At 70.7% G+C, this 16,641-nt stretch carries 18 protein-coding genes; 9 read left to right on the plus strand and 9 right to left on the minus strand.

Translation table 11 applies throughout. From position 1 onward, the window contains the following. The first annotated feature begins 49 nt into the window (after window positions 1-49). Window positions 50-712: a nitroreductase family protein gene (locus BLT28_RS12905; protein WP_231950773.1), complete on the plus strand. Its 663-nt coding sequence runs from the start codon at window positions 50-52 to the stop codon at window positions 710-712. Here the strand turns inward: BLT28_RS12905 and BLT28_RS12910 are convergent. Next, the gene (locus tag BLT28_RS12910) at window positions 699-1,328 is read right to left on the minus strand and encodes a hypothetical protein (protein ID WP_030431731.1); all 630 of its coding nucleotides are present in this window, start codon (window positions 1,326-1,328) and stop codon (window positions 699-701) included. The two genes, BLT28_RS12905 and BLT28_RS12910, sit on opposite strands and share 14 nt — an antisense overlap. A gap of 94 nt (window positions 1,329-1,422) precedes the next feature. On the opposite strand from BLT28_RS12910, the gene BLT28_RS12915 reads away from it, so the two are divergent. Beyond that, a complete protein-coding gene (locus tag BLT28_RS12915; RefSeq protein ID WP_030431732.1) occupies window positions 1,423-2,640 on the plus strand; it encodes a hypothetical protein in 1,218 nt (405 codons plus the stop codon). After that, entirely contained in the window at window positions 2,637-3,095 is a 459-nt protein-coding gene (locus BLT28_RS12920) for a hypothetical protein (RefSeq protein WP_030431733.1), read from the plus strand. The genes BLT28_RS12915 and BLT28_RS12920 overlap by 4 nt, the downstream gene beginning before the upstream one ends. 37 nt (window positions 3,096-3,132) lie before the next feature. Here the strand turns inward: BLT28_RS12920 and BLT28_RS12925 are convergent, their stop codons facing one another. The 5 genes from BLT28_RS12925 to BLT28_RS12945 form a co-directional block, all read right to left on the minus strand. Continuing rightward, on the minus strand, window positions 3,133-6,267 hold the full coding sequence (locus tag BLT28_RS12925; protein ID WP_083383734.1) for an NACHT domain-containing protein: 3,135 nt from the start codon (window positions 6,265-6,267) through the stop codon (window positions 3,133-3,135). Between the two features lie 9 nt (window positions 6,268-6,276). Continuing rightward, a complete protein-coding gene (locus BLT28_RS12930; protein ID WP_030431735.1) occupies window positions 6,277-6,951 on the minus strand; it encodes a GAP family protein in 675 nt (224 codons plus the stop codon). A gap of 46 nt (window positions 6,952-6,997) precedes the next feature. Next, complete coding sequence (locus BLT28_RS12935) at window positions 6,998-7,639, minus strand: DUF6308 family protein (protein ID WP_030431736.1); 642 nt, start codon at window positions 7,637-7,639, stop codon at window positions 6,998-7,000. Window positions 7,640-7,715: 76 nt separating this feature from the next. After that, a complete protein-coding gene (locus tag BLT28_RS12940) occupies window positions 7,716-9,065 on the minus strand; it encodes a M14 family zinc carboxypeptidase (protein WP_030431737.1) in 1,350 nt (449 codons plus the stop codon). Between the two features lie 516 nt (window positions 9,066-9,581). After that, on the minus strand, window positions 9,582-10,166 hold the full coding sequence (locus BLT28_RS12945) for an HhH-GPD-type base excision DNA repair protein (RefSeq protein ID WP_030431738.1): 585 nt from the start codon (window positions 10,164-10,166) through the stop codon (window positions 9,582-9,584). 288 nt (window positions 10,167-10,454) lie between these two features. Here BLT28_RS12945 and BLT28_RS40075 point away from each other — a divergent pair, with 288 nt between their 5' ends. Next, window positions 10,455-10,625: a hypothetical protein gene (locus BLT28_RS40075; protein WP_156051332.1), complete on the plus strand. Its 171-nt coding sequence runs from the start codon at window positions 10,455-10,457 to the stop codon at window positions 10,623-10,625. Window positions 10,626-10,663: 38 nt separating this feature from the next. On the opposite strand, the gene BLT28_RS12950 is transcribed toward BLT28_RS40075, so the two are convergent. After that, on the minus strand, window positions 10,664-11,464 hold the full coding sequence (locus tag BLT28_RS12950) for a PP2C family protein-serine/threonine phosphatase (protein ID WP_030431739.1): 801 nt from the start codon (window positions 11,462-11,464) through the stop codon (window positions 10,664-10,666). A 148-nt stretch (window positions 11,465-11,612) separates the two neighbouring features. After that, the gene (locus BLT28_RS40080; protein ID WP_156051334.1) at window positions 11,613-11,753 is read right to left on the minus strand and encodes a hypothetical protein; all 141 of its coding nucleotides are present in this window, start codon (window positions 11,751-11,753) and stop codon (window positions 11,613-11,615) included. Between the two features lie 2 nt (window positions 11,754-11,755). Between BLT28_RS40080 and BLT28_RS12955 the strand changes: the two genes are divergently transcribed. The 3 genes from BLT28_RS12955 to BLT28_RS12965 all read left to right on the plus strand — a co-directional run bounded on the left by BLT28_RS12955 (window position 11,756) and on the right by BLT28_RS12965 (window position 14,243). Further along, entirely contained in the window at window positions 11,756-12,667 is a 912-nt protein-coding gene (locus BLT28_RS12955) for a GNAT family N-acetyltransferase (protein WP_030431740.1), read from the plus strand. Between the two features lie 163 nt (window positions 12,668-12,830). Then, window positions 12,831-13,583: an SDR family NAD(P)-dependent oxidoreductase gene (locus BLT28_RS12960; RefSeq protein WP_231950774.1), complete on the plus strand. Its 753-nt coding sequence runs from the start codon at window positions 12,831-12,833 to the stop codon at window positions 13,581-13,583. Between the two features lie 237 nt (window positions 13,584-13,820). Next, window positions 13,821-14,243 carry a hypothetical protein gene (locus tag BLT28_RS12965; RefSeq protein ID WP_030431742.1) on the plus strand — a complete coding sequence of 141 codons (423 nt, stop codon included), beginning with the start codon at window positions 13,821-13,823 and terminating at the stop codon, window positions 14,241-14,243. Between the two features lie 130 nt (window positions 14,244-14,373). Here BLT28_RS12965 and BLT28_RS12970 read toward each other — a convergent pair whose 3' ends face one another. Then, the gene (locus BLT28_RS12970; protein WP_043813084.1) at window positions 14,374-14,838 is read right to left on the minus strand and encodes a MarR family winged helix-turn-helix transcriptional regulator; all 465 of its coding nucleotides are present in this window, start codon (window positions 14,836-14,838) and stop codon (window positions 14,374-14,376) included. Between the two features lie 120 nt (window positions 14,839-14,958). Between BLT28_RS12970 and BLT28_RS12975 the strand changes: the two genes are divergently transcribed. Together BLT28_RS12975 and BLT28_RS12980 are read left to right on the plus strand one after the other, a co-directional pair. Continuing rightward, window positions 14,959-15,822, plus strand: coding sequence for a dioxygenase family protein (locus tag BLT28_RS12975; protein ID WP_030431744.1), 864 nt, complete (start codon window positions 14,959-14,961; stop codon window positions 15,820-15,822). Window positions 15,823-15,850: 28 nt separating this feature from the next. Continuing rightward, complete coding sequence (locus BLT28_RS12980) at window positions 15,851-16,618, plus strand: DeoR/GlpR family DNA-binding transcription regulator (RefSeq protein WP_043813053.1); 768 nt, start codon at window positions 15,851-15,853, stop codon at window positions 16,616-16,618. The last annotated feature ends 23 nt before the right edge of the window (window positions 16,619-16,641 follow it).

Here is a 16,641-nt window from a genome sequence, read left to right on the forward strand (position 1 = left end):
CACGACCACCGCAACGGTAGACAAGGGGTCTGACAACATCATTTCCGAGATGGGCGAGAACATGACTCACCAGCGGCTTTCCGCCGACGAGGTACTGACGACGACCCGGTCCGTGCGGCGCAGGCTCGACCTCGGACGGCCGGTGGACCTCGCGCTGGTCCGGGAGAGCCTGGAGATCGCGCTGCAGGCGCCCAGCGGTTCGAACGCGCAGCACTGGCACTTCGTGGTGATCACCGACGCCGAGAAGCGGGCCGCGGTCGGCGAGGTCTACCAACGGGCCTGTCACCAGTACCTCGCAGGGCCCGGCGCCGCGGGCAAGCTGCACGCGGACGACGCGGAGCGCTCGAAGGTCCAGAAGCGCGTGCACAACAGCGTCGCGTACCTCGCCGACGTGATGGGCCAGGTGCCCGTGCAGGTCATCGCGTGCGCGCGGACGGGTTCGACCGCGCTCCCCACCGGCAACCAGTCCTCGCTGTGGGGCTCAGTGCTGCCCGCGGCGTGGAGCTACATGCTGGCGGCGCGCGAACGCGGTCTCGGCACGGCGTGGACGACGCTGCACCTGCTCTACGAGCGCGAGGTCGCTGACATCCTGGGCATCCCCGACGACGTGCACCAGGGCGTGCTGATCCCGACCGCGCACTACACGGGCACGACTTTCAAGCCCGCTCCGCGTCAGCCGCTCGACGAGGTGCTGCACATCAACCAGTGGTAGCCGGGATGACGCGCTGGGGTTCGGCATTGTCCCGCCGACTCCAGCGCAGCCCGGCACTGTCGACGAACTCGAAGGTGAAGCTGTACTCGACGTCGGGAACGCGCTGCGGTTCCCCGTTGCCGTCAAGCAGCTCTATGTTGCGCTGGAAGTGCTCGCCCGCCTTGAGGACCTCATGCGTCGGCCGCTGCACCGTCGACGGCCCAAGACGCCACGCCGGAGCGGGTTCGACGTGGGTCAACGCGACGTCGAACAGCGGGGCAGCGCTGTGGTTCTCGACGCGCACGGTCAGGAACTCGCCCCGGTTGGCCATGACGACCACGAGGAGCCTGGCCTGCGCCTTGTCCCGGTCCGCGCGTTCCGCCCGCCGCACACGCGCGTCACGACCGGCGATCCACAGTGCGGCGACGACGGCCGCGGTGGTCGCGAACGCGCCCACCCAGGTACCCACGGCGCCCCACCACACGGCGGACTGGCCGGCCAGCCACGACAGCGTCCTCGGCGTGGTCGGCCAGGTGATGATCAGCACCTCGCACACGGCGACCACCACGAGGGCGGTGGTGCGGACGGCCGGTAAGCGCGGGTCGGGCTTCGAGAGCCACTCTTCGAGATCGCCCATGCGCGACATCCTCCCGGTCCGCGCGCAACGGCTCTGCGGCGGGACCGACACAATCCGGCTACGCGAGGTCAGCGGTGTTCTAGGGTGATCAACTGTGCCCAAGCTGCTCAGCCGGACCCGGACGAGGACGGACTACCTTGCCTTCCTGCTGTCGCGGGAGTGGCCCGTGCTCCTGTCGGCGACCGGCGTCGTGCTCGGCGTGGTCACCCTGCTGCCGAGCGCGCTCGGGCTGGCCCTGTCGGTCCTCGCGTTGCTGCTCGGCACGATCACGCTGATCCGCGACGTGCGGCTGCTCAGGGGGAGGTGGTCGGCCTACGACTTCTCCACCATCGCCGCGCCGTTCCCGTCCGCCGAACTGCCGCCGCCACTGTCCTACCCCGACGCCCGCTACCTCCACATTCCCAATCGCGGCACGGTGATGCTGAGCGCGGAGATGGACAAGGCGCTGCAGACCAGGCGGTTCACCGTCGAGATCGACGAGGAGCCCTACCGCCTGCCCGCGCGGCTGCGGGCGACGGCCCCGCACGTGCTGCCGCTCCAGGCCCGAGGCCGGTTGCTGTTCAACGGAAACGTGCTCGGCATGCACGGGGAACCGTTGCCCGCGGCCGGTTCGGAGCCCGGTGCCGTGCGACTGCACCGGGCGCGGTTCTTCGACGGTCAGTGCTCCAACGAGGTCTGCCGCCTCCGCATCACCGAAACCGCGACCGGCGTCGAGCACGATCTGCGGCGGCACGAGCTGATCGACTCCTCCGGCCGCGTCCGGCCGCTGTCCGCGAGCACGCTGGCCGATCTCGTCGGCGTCAGCACGATCGCGATGACCAGCGATGGCTTCCTGCTGGCCATCGTGCAGTCGGAGCGCAACTCCGCGAGCCCGCTGCTGTTGGCACCCGCGGGCAGCGGCACCCTGGAACCACGCGACGCCAAGGGCAGCGACGACCTCACCACGATCGTGCGAACCGCGATGGAGCGAGAACTGCTGGAGGAGACCGGGGTCAAGCGGGAAGAGGTGCGGGCGACGAAGGTTCTCGGTTTCGGTCGCTGGATGGAGCGTGGCGCGAAGCCGGAGTTCTTCGGGTTGACAACGCTGTCCGTCACCAGTGATCAGGTGAGGGGCCGCAAACCCGTTCGGGCGGAACGGTTGTACAGCTCCGCACAGGTGCTGATCGAACTCGACCTGAGCGCCCTGGGCGCAGAACTCCGAGCCGGCCACCAGTTGCTGGACGCACCGAGCCTGCCGAACCGCGTGCGCGACGACGGGTCGGTGCCGCTGCTGCTGGGGATCCGCGCCGCCGCCCTGTGGAGCGCGTCATGACCGCCGCCACCGGTTACGACGGGCTGTCCTCCTGCACGGTCGCCGAGCCCGTACTACGCGAGTTCCTGTTGTCCTGCTTCGACATCGGCGAGCACGAGCTGTTCATCGGCCACGAGGATCGCGTCGACGAAGACCTCCGTGACACCCCGGCGGACACGGTGTTCGCCGCGTTCTGCACCTACCGCGAGGTGTCCGGGGACTTCGCGATGTGCTTCAGCGTCGGCATCGAAGGCAGACTGGTCGACCGCGTCGGCCGCCACGAGTTCGCCCGGCGCTTCGCCGCCCGCTTCGACGCGAACGTCCTCTACGGCTGTGACGAGCCGCCCGGCCTGTGGACGGTGGTCCTGCCCGGCGGGCAGGCGGTACTCGCCGCGATGGAGGAGGGCGAGGACCGCTACCGGCTCTCCGCGACGGCGGCCCCGATCCCCGGGTTGCCCGGCCTGCCCTCGCTCTGACCTGCGCGTCACCCACCCCGACCCAGCGTCTGCGCCGTCACTTCTCTGCCAACTCCGCGGCCTGCCGCCGAACAGCGGACGACACACTGGCGTCGGCCGCGATCTCCCGCAGGACGACCTGGCCGCGCTTGTACCGCCTCCCGTGCAGCGCGATCGCGGCGTCCAGCCGGATCTGGCCACGCACGCTCCGGTCCCTGGCAAGGCTTTCCAGTTCGTCGTTGCCCAGCAGGGGATTTCGGCGCCGCAACTCCAGTGCGGCACCGAGCCGGACGCGCGCGAGGTCGGCATAGAGCTTGGCCAGCTTCGTCTCGGAAAGGTGCGGCCGGGCCAGCTCCGCCGCCCGCATCCGCTCCGCGTCGGGGTGACGGCTGTCCTCTGCCACCCTGATCAGCCGCGTGACGGCCTCCTGGGTGTGTATTCGCAGCAGCTCGTCGAGCACCGTGAACAGGTACTGGTCGCCCGGACCGCACTCATCGGCCACACCGGCCAGGATCGCGGCGGCATCGGTCCGGCTGATCACCTCGGCACCGGCGGCTCGCACGCGAAGCTCACGATCGAGCCGCCGGTCCAGGGCCAGCCGCAGCACCTGACCGTTGTCGAAACCGAGCCGTTCGGCCAAGAACAAGGCTGCCTGCAGCTGCAGTTCCCGGTCGGCCACCTCGTCATCGGCGAGCCCTCGCAACAGCATCTCCGCTCGCACGGCGGACACCGAAACCGCGAAGTCGGCCGTCTCCGCCCATTCCGGACCGGGCGCTCGCAAGAGCTCGTCGAGCGCGGAGAACGTCCGGTCGAGGTCCCGCAACGCTTCCCACGCCGCCCGCGCGGCCAGCAACCGGGTGGCCACCTCGGCTTCCGGGGCCTCCGCGAGCTTCGCGAAGGTCTCCGCGGAGAGTTCGGCGTCGACGCGCTTCAGCAGTTCCGCCGCCTTCAACCGCACCGCGTCGCGCTCGGCTTCCTGGGCCGCCTCGTGGAACAGCCGTCTGGCCAGCCCGCGGTCGAGTTCCCCGAGCTGGTCGTCGAGCGCTCTCCGCGCCGTCATGCCGTTCCTCGTGTTCGCCAGGAAACGCAGCGCCAGCACGACTCCGGCTTCCGGATCGGTGGTCAGCAGCCAGCGGATGCCCTCGAACCGGCGGCGCTCGTCGGAGGGTCCCGACACCACCTGGCTCACCTCGCGCGTCGCCAGCTCGGGGTCGATGTCGCGTAACCATCCCGCGCAGTCGTGCCACAGCTTCCTCGGAGTGTCCTCTTTGGACAGATACCTGCTCAGCAGCTTCACCGTCCGCGACACGATGCGCGGCTCCACCGCCACGCCGTTGCGCACGAGCTGCGCGATGAAACCGATGTTGTGCTCACGGTGCCGCCAGCCCAGCAACCGCCTGAGCTTGGGGCCGACGTCCTTGCCCGCCTCTGCCCACCGGGCCACCAGGAAGACCATCACCTCCAGCTGCGGCCACGGCCATTCCTTCTGCGGCGCGAGGAGCTTCCGGCTCGACCAGGCGCGTGGGTCCGGATGGCGCGCCGCGAGGTGGCAGGCCGCGAAGTACTCCTCGACGGTCTGGTGCAGGAACCGCCAGTCCTGTGGGCGCTGCACCACGAGCCCGCTGATCCGCAGCGCGTCCGCGATGACCTCGGCCCACTCCTGCGCGGGCACGTTCTCCGGCGGCTCGACGCCCCGCCAGGCCAGCGCGTGCTCGATCAGCGTGCGGTCGTCGCCCAGCTGCTGGTGCCCGAAAGCCATGTCCTGGAACAGCTCCTGGATTCGTTCGAGCAGCGCGTCCGCCGCGTCCTCGGCGCTCTTGCCGTACGAGGTGACGCGATCGCGCAGCTGGCGGCGCGCATCGGCCTCGCGCAGCTTCACCACGAGCCAGGACACGAACTCCCGGTACAGCTGCGACTGGTTGTCCGGCAGCTCGGCGTCGGGCTTCTCCGCGAACAGCAGGCACAGCATGGTGGAGATCAACGGCACGTGGGCCAGCTCGTGGAGCTTCGTCCGGCGGACCCGGGCGACGAAGTCCGTCGCGGCGGCCTCCGGGTCGGCGATCTCCCTGGCGGACAACCATCCCACGACGAACGCGTGCAACTCGGTGTCGTTGAACGGCTCGATCACATAGGTCGGGAACTGCGAGCTGTTGACCAGCGCCCGATCGTTCAGCGGACGGCTGGTGACCAGGAAGCGGAAAGCGGGGTTCTCGCGGTGGTCGGCCACCCGGCGCAGCACCGCGTGCCGCGCCGCCGGTTCGAGCACCTCGTCCAGCCCGTCCACGAGCACCAGCCACGGCACGCCCGGCAGCGGCTCGGCGCGGAAGAGCTCCAGCAGCGCGCCGCGGTCCAGGCTGTGGCTCAGTCCCCGGACCACGCCGTCGGCCAGCGCGTCAGGCAGCGTGCGGTCCTGGCTGAGCACGTCGGCGGTGATCGGCACCGGCACGAACGCGCCGTCCCCCGCGGTGAGCCAGCGCTGCGCCGTGGTGGCCGCGATGTGCCTGACCAGGCTGGACTTCCCGGCCCCCGGGTAGCCCAGCACCTGGACGCCCGCGTGCCGTTCGAGGAGGCTGTCGGCGTCCACCCGCTCCAGCACCTCGTCCTCGGCGTCCTCGGCCTGCCGGGTCGCCTGGCGGGTGAGGTAGATCTTCGACAGCGGTGGCGCCGCGTGCCGCACGCTCGGGTACGGGTGATCGCGGTCGGCCTTGCGCACCGCGTCGAGGTATCCGCGCAGCACCGGGCCGACGTGCCGCCAGCCGCCCGCGCTCAGCTGCTCCGGTTCGAGCAGGTCCAGCCACCCGGGGTGGTTGCCCCTCGCCTCCGGCACCGGGAGCGCTCCGTCCGGCCCGACCAGTGCGCACACGCCGCCGGTGCGCAGGTTCAGCACCGGCGAACCGGGCTCCGCGTCGAGCTGGATCAGCTCGTCACCGGGGAGCGCTTCCGGGTGCAGGCAGGCGTACGCACGAGTCTCGGCCCGCACGAACACCGGCCCGTCCGGCCCGCAGACGAGCGCGAGCCCCGGCTCCACGGCAACTCCGCGACGCCCGTCGACGACGACCGCGGCATCTCGCAGAGCGCGCTGAAGCCGTTGCCGCGCAACGCTCGCAGGTCCTTGGTGCAGGTGGACGTCACCGTGGATGACGCCGGCCTGCACGAGGTTGCCGTAGACATCCCGAGAGGTGTTCTCGTGCACCCGCCCACGCTACTTGAAGAACAAGTTCACGATCCCGTCCCTGGCGAGCAGGAAGCCCACGATGCCCAGCGCCCACCCGATCGCCTCGGTCTTGTTGCGCACGATCCACGCGTGCAGCCGCTCCAGCTTGGGCCGCAACCACGTCCACGCCAGCGCCCGCACCACGAGCAGCAGCAACGCGGGCACGATCATCACGATCACGTAGCCGGCCAGGACGGGGACCCAGGTCAGCGGCCCGACCCCGGCGTTGGTCAGCATGCCGATCGCGGCGAGGTACGGCACCATCGTGGCGACCTCGATCAACGCCGCGGTGACGCCGAGGCCGACCATCGAGAGCAGGCTGCCACCGACCTTGGGTTCCCGAGCCGGTTTCGGCTTGCGCCGCTTCGGGTCGAACCAGAAGCTCGCGATGAACATCACGACGCCGACAACGGCCGAGACCCAGTAGCCGGTCCGCCCCTCCAGCACCTGGCCGACCTGGTCGAACACACCGCGCAGGCCGAGCATCAGCCCGACGCCGACGGCGAAGTAGAACACCGCGATCGTGCCGAGGTAGACCACCATCCGCAGCACCGGACGGTCCTTGATGGCCAGCAGCAGGTAGATCGGAATGCCGAGCGTGCCGAAACTGGTGCTGTCCAGCAGCGCGAGCGCGCCCAAGGACAGCAGAAGGCTGGTTGTCACTTCGTCGAATCCCCCGGAGAACGGTCAACGCGGAGGACCCTAGCGGTCAGATCACCGAGCCCGGTGCGGAACTCGCGACGTTTAGACGTTTGGCGAACATCCACAGGGCGATGTCCACGCACCGGAGCAGGCTCGTGCCCTCGTGCATCCCCGCGTCCGCCCGCACCTGCGCGACCTGCCCCGCCCGCCCCGGGTCGGCGGCGAACCACGAGTGCAGGCACTGCCAGAAGTCCTCCGGCCAGCCCAGCACGTCCAGCACCACCGGGTCGTAGACGGGAACGTGGTGCGGTCGCTTGCGCGCCAGCAGCTTCCCCGCGACCGGCGCGGCGATCCCGGGCGTCTCGGTCAGGGCCTGCCAGAGCCGGTCGACCGGCCCGTCGGGTGCGTACGCGGCCGCGGGAGCGTCGTGCATCGGCGTGTGCGCGACCTCGGCGAGCAGGTCGTTGAGCTGGTCGACCCGGGACCACAGGCATTCCAGCGCGGCGACGCCGTGCCACGGCAGGCTCAGCGACATGGTCGCGGCGATGTCGGCGGGCGTGAACGCGTCCGGCCGCTCGGCGCCGTCGCCTTCGAGCCGTTCGTACCGCCTGGCAGTCAGCGACGCCACGTAGTGCCGGATGTCCCCGGCGGCGGCACCGCCGAGGACGGCCTCGTCGAGCACTCCGTGCGCCCAGCCGTACCCGTCCATACCCGTCAGTAGAACGAGCCCGGGCCGGGACTCACCAGCGTTGGCCGGATTTGCGACAAGTTTCGATACGGCAGCGTTACCGCGGGGTGGCCACCGAGGCCAGGATCGCGCCGAACTGCGTCGCGACCAGCTTGCGGATCGGGATCGCGGTCGCCGGCACCTCGGCCTCGGCGAGGTCGGCCCACCGGTCGAAGACCCCGGTCAGCTCGGCGTGCGCGGCGCGGATGGCCGGGGTTCCGTTGCCCACCGCCAGCTCGCCGTCCAAAGTGGACAAGAGCATGCCGCCCAGGCGCATCCGGACCGACTGCAGCACCTCCGCGGAGTGGAACCGCTCGGACACCACCGCGGCCCGGTCCGCGCCGGGGGTGTCCGCGGCGGCCGAGGCGATCCTGGACTGCTTGGCAAGGCCCGGCAGGAACGCGTTGAGCGCGCGCCGGTACGGAGACCGGGCCGTCAGGTCGTTCTGCACGGAGGCCAGCAGCCCGGAGAGCACCAGGTCCGCCTCCATCAGCTCCTTCGCCCGTTCCCGCAGCACCGCGGCGTAGGAGACGTCCAGCGGCGTGGTGTCGCAGGAGTCCTCACTGGTCCAGTACGGCACTTCGCTCACCAGATAACGGGTTCCGTAACGCTCCACATAGGACATGCTGGAGTCGCCAGCCTCGTAGTCAGTGTGGTCGACGCCGATGGACTCCAGGTAGTCGATGTTCTGCCGGGCGCTCAGCCCGAGGTAGATCCCCGGCGCCAGCTCCCGCATGTACGGTTCCTCGTTCTCCCCCGTCTGCAGCGGGAGGCCGAGGTGCGCCGGGATCGCCGCCAGCGCCCGGGACAGTTCGGGGGTGGTCGAGTCGGCGTAGTAGTACACCCCGCCGTACTCGGCGTTGTGCAGCGAGCACATGAAGTCGGGCTTCAGCTCGTCGAACAGCCGCATCAGCGCGACGGTCTCCGGGATGACCGCGTCGAAGAAGACTCCCTTGTACGCCAAGGGGAAGGACCACTCCACCTGCTCCCGCCCCGCCGGCCGGTAGAAGTTCCTGCCGTAGCGGCGCATGGTCAGCGGTGGCTCGAACCAGCCCTCGTTCAGCCGTGTCCCGTCCGGGTCGATGCACGGGATGATGTGCCAGGTGTGGCCCAGCTCCGCGCGCAGCGCCGGGTCCGCGGCCAGGGTCCTGGCCAAGTGCAGCGAGGTCTGCCCGCCGACCGGCTCGTTGGGGTGCACGGCGGCGAAGACCACCGCCTGCTTGCGGCCGCCCTCGACGGTCAGCGACCACAGCGGCTCACCGAGCCGCGAGGTGCCGATCCGCCGGACGGACGCACAGTCGCTGTGCCGTTCGGCGACGGCGTTGATGCCACTGAGAAGGTCGTCGACGCCGAGAAACCGGTCGATCTCCGGAACCTCGTCCACCAGCCGCAGGATGCGCTCGAACACTTGTCCTCCAACCGTCGCCGCAAAGATCCACTATGCCACGCCGGTCTATGTCCACAGTGGACTCTTTCGGCCCTCGGCGCACCCGTCGTTGGTCGGGTTGACGAGCGGAGAACGACTGCGGGAGCGCTCTCACACCGGCGTATCCCACCCGGCGGCGAAGCGAAATCCTCTTTGGAGGCAACAAAAGCACTCCGAGGCGACCAGATCCCCAGGCCTCCGGGGATGCCGCAGACGCGGAATGGTCCACCCTGCGGCTTGGCCGCTCGCCCTGCCGCGCTCCTACGTCAAGGGCAGCAGCCCCGGAGAGCCCGACAGGCTGATCGTGTGCGGCCGGACGGCTCATCCCGCTTCATCTCGGCCCCGTTCCTCCCTTCGGAGGCATCCCGGACGCGGCGATCACAGCGGGAACCTGGACCAGTGCGACACCGAGCCGCCTGACGTCCGTCGCGCTCAGCCGATCCCGCACCGGGCCCGCTTCCCGCGGTCCGCCGAGGATGCGTCGCACGAGCCCCTTCCCTACTGGCCCTTCCCGGCTTTGGCCGCGGCCTTCGCCGCCTTCTTGAAGTCCCGCACCTCGGCGAGGGTGACCTTGTCGCGCACATCGGCGACGCTGCGCCGCGCCCCGTCCTCGCCGTAGGCCCCCGCCGCCTCCCGCCAGCCCTCGGGCCGGACGTCGAGCTGCTTGCCCAGCAGTGCGAGGAAGATCCGCGCCTTCTGGTCCCCGAAGCCGGGCAGCTCCTTGAGCCGCTTCATCACGGTCTTGCCGTCGGGCTCGTCCCGCGTCCAGATGGCTTCGGGGTCGCCGTCGTAGTGCTCGATCAGAAAGCGCGCCAACGTCTGCAGCCGCTTCGCCATCGAGCCCGGGAACCGGTGGATCGCGGGCGGCTCCGAGGCGATCGCGACGAACTCCTCCTCCGGCGCCTCCGCGATCCGGTGCACGTCCAGCCCGCTCATCCGGTCGGCGATCACCTTCGGCCCCTTGAACGCCTTCTCCATCTGGATCTGTTGATCGAGCAGCATGCCGAACAACAGCGCCAGCGGGTCGGCGGCGAGCAGGGCGTCCGAGTCCGGGTCCTGGGCGAGGCACAGCGTGCGAGTCATGGGCAGAGCTTCCCACGGGGTGACCTGCGTCGCCGCCCGTGGGTCTCCGCGACCGGAGGCTGGACGTCCACAGTGGACGACCAACGCGCAGGATCAGTTGTCGTGGCAGTTCGCGGAGTCGTCCACGATCGCGCAAGGCAACACGCTGCCGTGCACCATGTGGATCGTCGCGCACTGGTTGTCGGCGGCGGTCACACACCGGACCCACCATCCGGCGTCGGCGACAGCCTGGCACCGGCGGGAAGATCGAGCGCGAAGGCGTAGCGCGACCGCGTCCGTGCGGCAGACATGACGACCGCCCACGCGGACACCGGTGCTGTCACCGGCGGCCGCAGGCAGGCCGAGACCGGACGACTGAACACCGATCGACCGGTTTCCCTTGTCCGGCAGGGGAAATCCGAGCCCTGGGCGAAGAAGGTGACCCGAGGCATCGCCTTGGTGTCGTTGGCCGACAACTGAGCGGCGGGGCGGCGAGCGCTGCGGCCGGCAGCGCCACGTCAGCCGTCCGACTGACCTTCGGAGTCGTCCGGCACGGCAGAGAGCGGCAGGACTCCCGCGGTGACGTTGTCGTGCACTTCGGCCGAACGGATGAGCGCGGAGGTGACCAGCTGCTCCGCCGCCTCCTGCGCGTCGTCGGCGTGTTCGCGCAGCACTTCGGTGATCTCCTCGGCGCTCAGCGACTTGTGGAAGCCGTCGCTGCCGACCACCACGGCGAGAACGCCCTCGGCGGAGACGCGGGCGCTGCCGAAGGACATCGGGTCGACGGGGTGCGCACGCCCCAGCGTGGTGAGCACGACGTGGTCCCAGTCGGCGGGGTCCTCGTCGTAGTCGGCCAGCTCCTCCTCGGTCAGCTCGGCCGCGTACTCGCGCATGCGCTGGCCCTGGGTGTGGTCCACGGTGCGCAGGCGCAGCTCGTCCTCGTGCAGCGTCCACACGCGGCAGTCGCCGGTCCAGGCGACCTCGATGACGTTCAGCTCGGGCAGGAAGACGGCCACCGCGGCGACGGCGTCGGGGATGCGGGCGCCCTTCTCGGCGGCCGCGTTCTGCCGCTCGCGCATCTCCTCGCCCGCCGCGAGCAGCCCGGCGACCGCGCCGTGCTCCGCGCCGACCGCGACGGCCTCCTGCACGCAGGCCGGGGAGGCCGCGACCACGTGCTCGTCGCCGCCGATGCCGTCGACGACCGCGAGGGCCGTCGCGCCGCCGAGGGCTCCCGCCGCGGCGATCGCGTCCGCGTTCGACGGCCGGGGTCCCTGCTCACAGGCCATGCCAACGACCAGCTCGCGGCGCTGTTCGCCCACGTCACTCCCCCACTCCGTCGGACCGTCCCGACATGATCTCCCGGCGGAGGTCCGCCGCGCACGCCGAGACCACGATGATGCCTGGCTCGTCGCGCCACCCCGCCGGGGGCACCCCGAAAAACCCGTTTGCCCGGTCCGGGCGTTTCGCCTAGCCTTCCCGGACGCCCTCGAACAGCGCGAAGGAGGTGAGAGCCGTGATCACTACGACGATCATGCGCTCCCTTCTCGCCGTGAGGGCGTCGAGGTCCTGACCGGGAGCGCACTGCCGCACCCCGAGAGGAATCCTCACCCATGACCGATCTGGTCATCCGCCCGCTGGTCCCCGGCGAGGTCGAGCTCTTCGAATCCCTTCCGCACGACGATCTGGTCGGCTTCGCCGCTACGGGCACCACCTACGCCGAGATGGCGGCCAGGGGCGAGTACCGGCCCGAGTGGAGCTGGATCGCCCAGCGCGACGGCGTGGTCGTCGCCCGCGCCGCCTGGTACGGCCGGCCGAACGGCGAGGGCGCCGAACCACTGGCGCTGGACTGGTTCGACTTCACCGACGCCGACGCGGCGGTGGAGCTGCTGCGGCAGGTGCCGTACCGGACCGAGTACAGCCTCGACACCCCGCCGGACTGGCGGAGCCGCCCGGACGTGCTCGCCGCGGCGACCTCCCGCCTCGACGCCGCAATCGCCGCGGGCATGACCCCGCTGGTGGAGCGCTACATCTACCTGTGGACGCCCGAGCACGGGCTGCCGGAACGCCCTGGCCGCCTGGTCTTCCGGCAGGAACCCGACGACGCGGTGTTCTTCGACATCTTCCGCAGGATGAACGAGAGCACCCTCGACGCGCACGCCCGCCGGACCACCGATCTGCACGGGGTGGACGCCGCCGCGCAGGAGGACATGGACTTCCTGCACCGGATGCCCAGTCCTCGCGAGTGGTGGCGGGTCGCGTGCACACCGGACGGCGACATCGTCGGCCTGAGCGTGCCGAGCAGGCACACCAAGCCGGTGGTCGGCTACATCGGCGTCGTCCCGGAGCACCGCGGCCACGGCTACGCCTACGACCTGCTTGTCGAGGCCACCCACCTGCTCGTCGCGGAGGGCGCGCGGGAGATCAAGGCCGGCACCGACAAGGGCAACGTCCCGATGGCCAAGGCCTTCGCCCGGGCCGGGTACCCGGTCCACCAGGAGCGGATCGACCTGGTCTACCCCTGACCGCCCTGCCGGTGGCGGGCGGTGCGGTCAGGGCCGTGGCGACACTCCGGCGAAGCGGACCCGACGCCCGTTCGCAACCGAAGATCAACCACCCCCGGCCGCCCCTCTATAGTTGCCCTCCCCTGGGGGCGCAGGCCCCGCGCACGAACAGAAGGGACCCGCGTTGAGCGGCACCGGACACGCCGGAACGATTCTGCTTCTCGGTGGGCGCAGCGAGATCGGCCTCGCCGTCGCCGTCCGCCTGGTGGGCCCGGACAGCACGGTCATCCTCGCCGCCAGACGCAGCTCCGACCTGGACTCCCAGGAGTCGGTGCTGCGCGTCGCGGGCGCCACGGTGGAGCGGGCGGAGTTCAACGCCGACATCGTCGAGGACCACGAGGCCTTCCTGCGCAAGATCGTCGAGCGGCACGGCCCGATCGACGTGGTGATCACCGCCTTCGGCATCCTCGGCGACCAGAAGCGGGCCGAGTCCGACGCCGCGCACGCCGTGTCCATCGTGCACACCGACTACGTCGCGCACGTCAGCATCCTGACGCTGCTGGCCAGGCAGCTGCGCGAGCAGGGCCGGGGCGCCATCGTGGTGTTCTCCTCGGTGGCCGGGGTCCGGGTGCGGCGGGCGAACTACGTCTACGGCTCGGCCAAGGCGGGACTGGACGGGTTCGCCAGCGGCCTCGCCGACGCGCTCGTCGGCAGCGGCGTGCGCCTGCTGCTGGTCCGGCCCGGTTTCGTGATCGGCAGGATGACCGAGGGGATGACCCCGGCCCCGCTGTCCAGCACCCCGGACCAGGTGGCCGAGGCCACCGTGCGCGCGTTGCGCAGGGGCAAGCGCGAGGTGTGGGTGCCCGCGACGCTGCGCCCGCTGTTCGCGGTGCTGCGGCTGCTGCCCAGGGCCGTCTGGCGCCGGATGCCGCGCTGACCGCGCGGGAGGTGCGGGGCACGCCGATGGTGCTGACGAATGGGTCCGGCTTTCCGCTACACTGCGCCCGAGAGACCGGTCGAGCTTCCGTACAGCTCCAATAACGAATGCATCAATTTCCTCCTCGATCGTCCTGCCAAGGCGATTGCACTCATACGCTTTTCCCACCCGTTCGACGCGGCCGGGGATAAAGCGGGGTGTCGGCCGTCGCCACACCGGAACTGAAAGACTTCGCCCATGACTTTCGATGCCGAGACCGTCGCGGCGTGGACCGACCTCCCCGCGGCCGAACTCCGCATCCAGGCACAGCGGCTCGCCAGTGCCCGGCTGCCGGTGGACCACCCCGTGTGGCGCTACATCCGCAAGGACCCGGCACTGACCGCGAAGCTGCGCGGCGCCCTCTCCGGTCTGCTGACCACCATCAAGGGCAGCCGGGACGAGCACATGCAGCGGATCTGGATCAACGCGGCCCGCACCGCGCTCAGCGACAAGGCCGCCGTGCCCGCCAAGGCCAAGGCGAAGGCGCCCACGCCGCGCACCGAGGCCGAGGTCGTCGAGCGGCGGATCGAGCAGCAGCCCGCCGAGCAGCCGAAGGCCGCCTCCAGTGTCGCCCCGCTGCTGTTCCAGCAACCCGGCAAGACCAGTGGTGACCTGAGCTAACTCCGCAGAGAATTCGCGTAATTGCGATGAACGAGTGATGATATCGCACTCGGGGAGTATCCTCGCACTAATCCGGTCTTATCAGCCCGGCTAATTCGGCACCCGGCCCGGGCCGAAATGTGCCGCCTCGTCACGGCCAGGCCGGCCCCTCGCCCGCGATCGCCGAGCAGATCTCGGCCAGCTGCGCGACCTGCTCGGGGCGGAGCCGGTCGAAGATCATCCGGCGCACCTCCCCCACGTGACCTGGAGCGGCGCCGGCCAGCGCGGCGAACCCCGCGTCGGTGAGCCTCGCCCGCACGATCCGCCCGTTGCCGGTGTCGCGGCAGCGGCTCACCCAGCCCTGCGCCTCCAGTCTGCCGACCGCGTGCGAGAGCGCGCTCGGCGAGGTCCCCGCCAGCGTGGCCAGCTCGCTCATCGGCGAGGTCCGGTCCGGGCACTCCGACAGCGCCACCAGGACCAGGTAGTAGGCGTGCGGCAGCCCCGAGTCCCGCTGCAGCTGCTGGTCCAGCGCGGACCAGAGCATCCGGTTGGCCCTGAGGTAGGCCCGCCACGCCCGTTGCTCGGCGTCGGTGAGCCAGCGCACGTCCTCGGTCATGGCGGCCATCGTACCGGTGACACTTGAACTCTCAACTATGCAGCGCTACCGTCATTGTTGAAAGTTGAACGACAATGAGGAGCACGCTGTGACAAGCTCGACCTCGCAAGCGGGTCTTCGGTGACCGCGCCCGCGGCCGCGTTCGACCGCTTCCTGCCGAAGGCCCTCCCCCTGGCCCGCGCCCAGCGCGAGTGGACGCCCGCCGACGGCCCGCTGCCCTCGATCTACCTCGGGCACGGCGCTCCCCCGCTCTTCGACGACGAGCTGTGGATCGACCAGCTCTTCGCCTGGGCGCAGAGCCTGCCCAAGCCGAAGAACATCCTGATCGTCAGCGCGCACTGGGAGGCGGCGCCGCTGAGCCTGAGCTCCGCCGGCGCGCACACTCCCCTGGTCTACGACTTCAGCGGGTTCGCCCGGCGCTACTTCGAGATGACCTACGCGACGCCGGACGCCACCGAGCTGTCCCGGCGGGTCACGGCGGCCATGCCGGACAACGAGCCCGTGCACCGGCACGCCCGCCGCGGCCTCGACCACGGGGCGTGGGTGCCGCTGAAGGTGATGTACCCGCTCGGCGACATCCCGGTGCTCCAGCTGAGCATGCCGACCCACGACCCGGAAAGGTTGCTGGAGCTGGGAAAGCGGCTGAGGTCGCTGCGCGCGGAGGGCACCCTGGTGATCGGCTCCGGCTTCATGACCCACGGCCTGCCGTACCTGACCCGCGAGATCATGGCCACGAACGCGGTCCCCGGCTGGTCCTCGGACTTCGACGCCTGGGCGGCGGACGCCCTGGACCGGGGCGATGTGGACACCCTCGCGGACTTCCGGAACAAGGCCCCTGGGATGCCCTACGCGCACCCCACGGTGGAGCACTACGTTCCGCTGTTCGTCACCCTCGGCGCGGGCGAGCGGCCGGACGCGCCGGTCCGGACCACCATCGACGGTTACCTGATCGGTCTCTCGAAGAGATCCTTCGAGGCCGCCTGATCGTTTCTGATCGTTTACTGTCGATTGCATGTTCGCTGCCGAACGGCGTCAGGCCGTGCTGGAACTGGTCCGCGCCAACGGGATGGTCTCGCTGCGCGAGCTGGCCAGGATCGTCCAGGCCAGCGAGGTGACGGTGCGGCGGGACCTGCGCAGACTGGAGGCGGAGGGCCTGCTGGCCCGCAGGCACGGCGGGGCGGTGGCCAACGAGGCGCCCTCCTACGAGCCGAGCTACACGGAGAAGACGCAGGTCGCGAGTGCGGAGAAGGCCGCGATCGCCAACGCCGCCGCCGAGCTGGTCGCGCCGGGCGATGCGATCGTGCTCGGCGCGGGCACCACGACGCAGGCGCTGGCGCGGCGGCTGGCCCGGCTGTCCAACCTGACCGTGCTGACCAACTCGCTGCTCGTGGCGCAGGCGTTCGCGCGCTCGCGCGGGGTCGAGGTGCTGATGCCGGGCGGCACGCTGCGCGGCTCGATCTTCGCGCTCGTCGGGGCGGTCGCCGAGGAGTCGATCAGCGGGCTCCGGATGCAGCGCGCGTTCCTGTCCGGCAACGGCCTGACCGCGGCGCGCGGGCTGTCCACGCCGAACGTGGCGGTGGCCGCGATGGACCGCGCGATGGCGGCGACCGCGGCCGAGGTGGTCGTGCTCGCCGACCACACCAAGCTGGGCGTGGACACGATGGTGCAGACGGTCCCGCCGGAGGGGATCGCGCACCTGGTCACGGACTCGGCGGCGGACGCGGAGGAGATCGCCGCGCTGCGCAGGCTGGGCGTGGACGTGCACGTGGCCAAGGCTTGATCGGGTCTGGTCATTTCCGGACA

Origin of the sequence: Allokutzneria albata (assembly GCF_900103775.1) — a bacterium.
Taxonomy (GTDB): domain Bacteria; phylum Actinomycetota; class Actinomycetes; order Mycobacteriales; family Pseudonocardiaceae; genus Allokutzneria; species Allokutzneria albata.

Bases quoted from the DNA above. Each gene is read 5' to 3' on its own strand.
- BLT28_RS12905 (WP_231950773.1), top strand. From the start codon at position 50: ATGGGCGAGAACATGACTCACCAGCGGCTTTCCGCCGACGAGGTACTG.
- BLT28_RS12910 (WP_030431731.1), bottom strand. From the start codon at position 1,328: ATGGGCGATCTCGAAGAGTGGCTCTCGAAGCCCGACCCGCGCTTACCG.
- BLT28_RS12920 (WP_030431733.1), top strand. From the start codon at position 2,637: ATGACCGCCGCCACCGGTTACGACGGGCTGTCCTCCTGCACGGTCGCC.
- BLT28_RS12935 (WP_030431736.1), bottom strand. From the start codon at position 7,639: ATGGACGGGTACGGCTGGGCGCACGGAGTGCTCGACGAGGCCGTCCTC.
- BLT28_RS12945 (WP_030431738.1), bottom strand. From the start codon at position 10,166: ATGACTCGCACGCTGTGCCTCGCCCAGGACCCGGACTCGGACGCCCTG.
- BLT28_RS40075 (WP_156051332.1), top strand. From the start codon at position 10,455: ATGACGACCGCCCACGCGGACACCGGTGCTGTCACCGGCGGCCGCAGG.
- BLT28_RS12955 (WP_030431740.1), top strand. From the start codon at position 11,756: ATGACCGATCTGGTCATCCGCCCGCTGGTCCCCGGCGAGGTCGAGCTC.
- BLT28_RS12965 (WP_030431742.1), top strand. From the start codon at position 13,821: ATGACTTTCGATGCCGAGACCGTCGCGGCGTGGACCGACCTCCCCGCG.
- BLT28_RS12970 (WP_043813084.1), bottom strand. From the start codon at position 14,838: ATGACCGAGGACGTGCGCTGGCTCACCGACGCCGAGCAACGGGCGTGG.
- BLT28_RS12980 (WP_043813053.1), top strand. From the start codon at position 15,851: ATGTTCGCTGCCGAACGGCGTCAGGCCGTGCTGGAACTGGTCCGCGCC.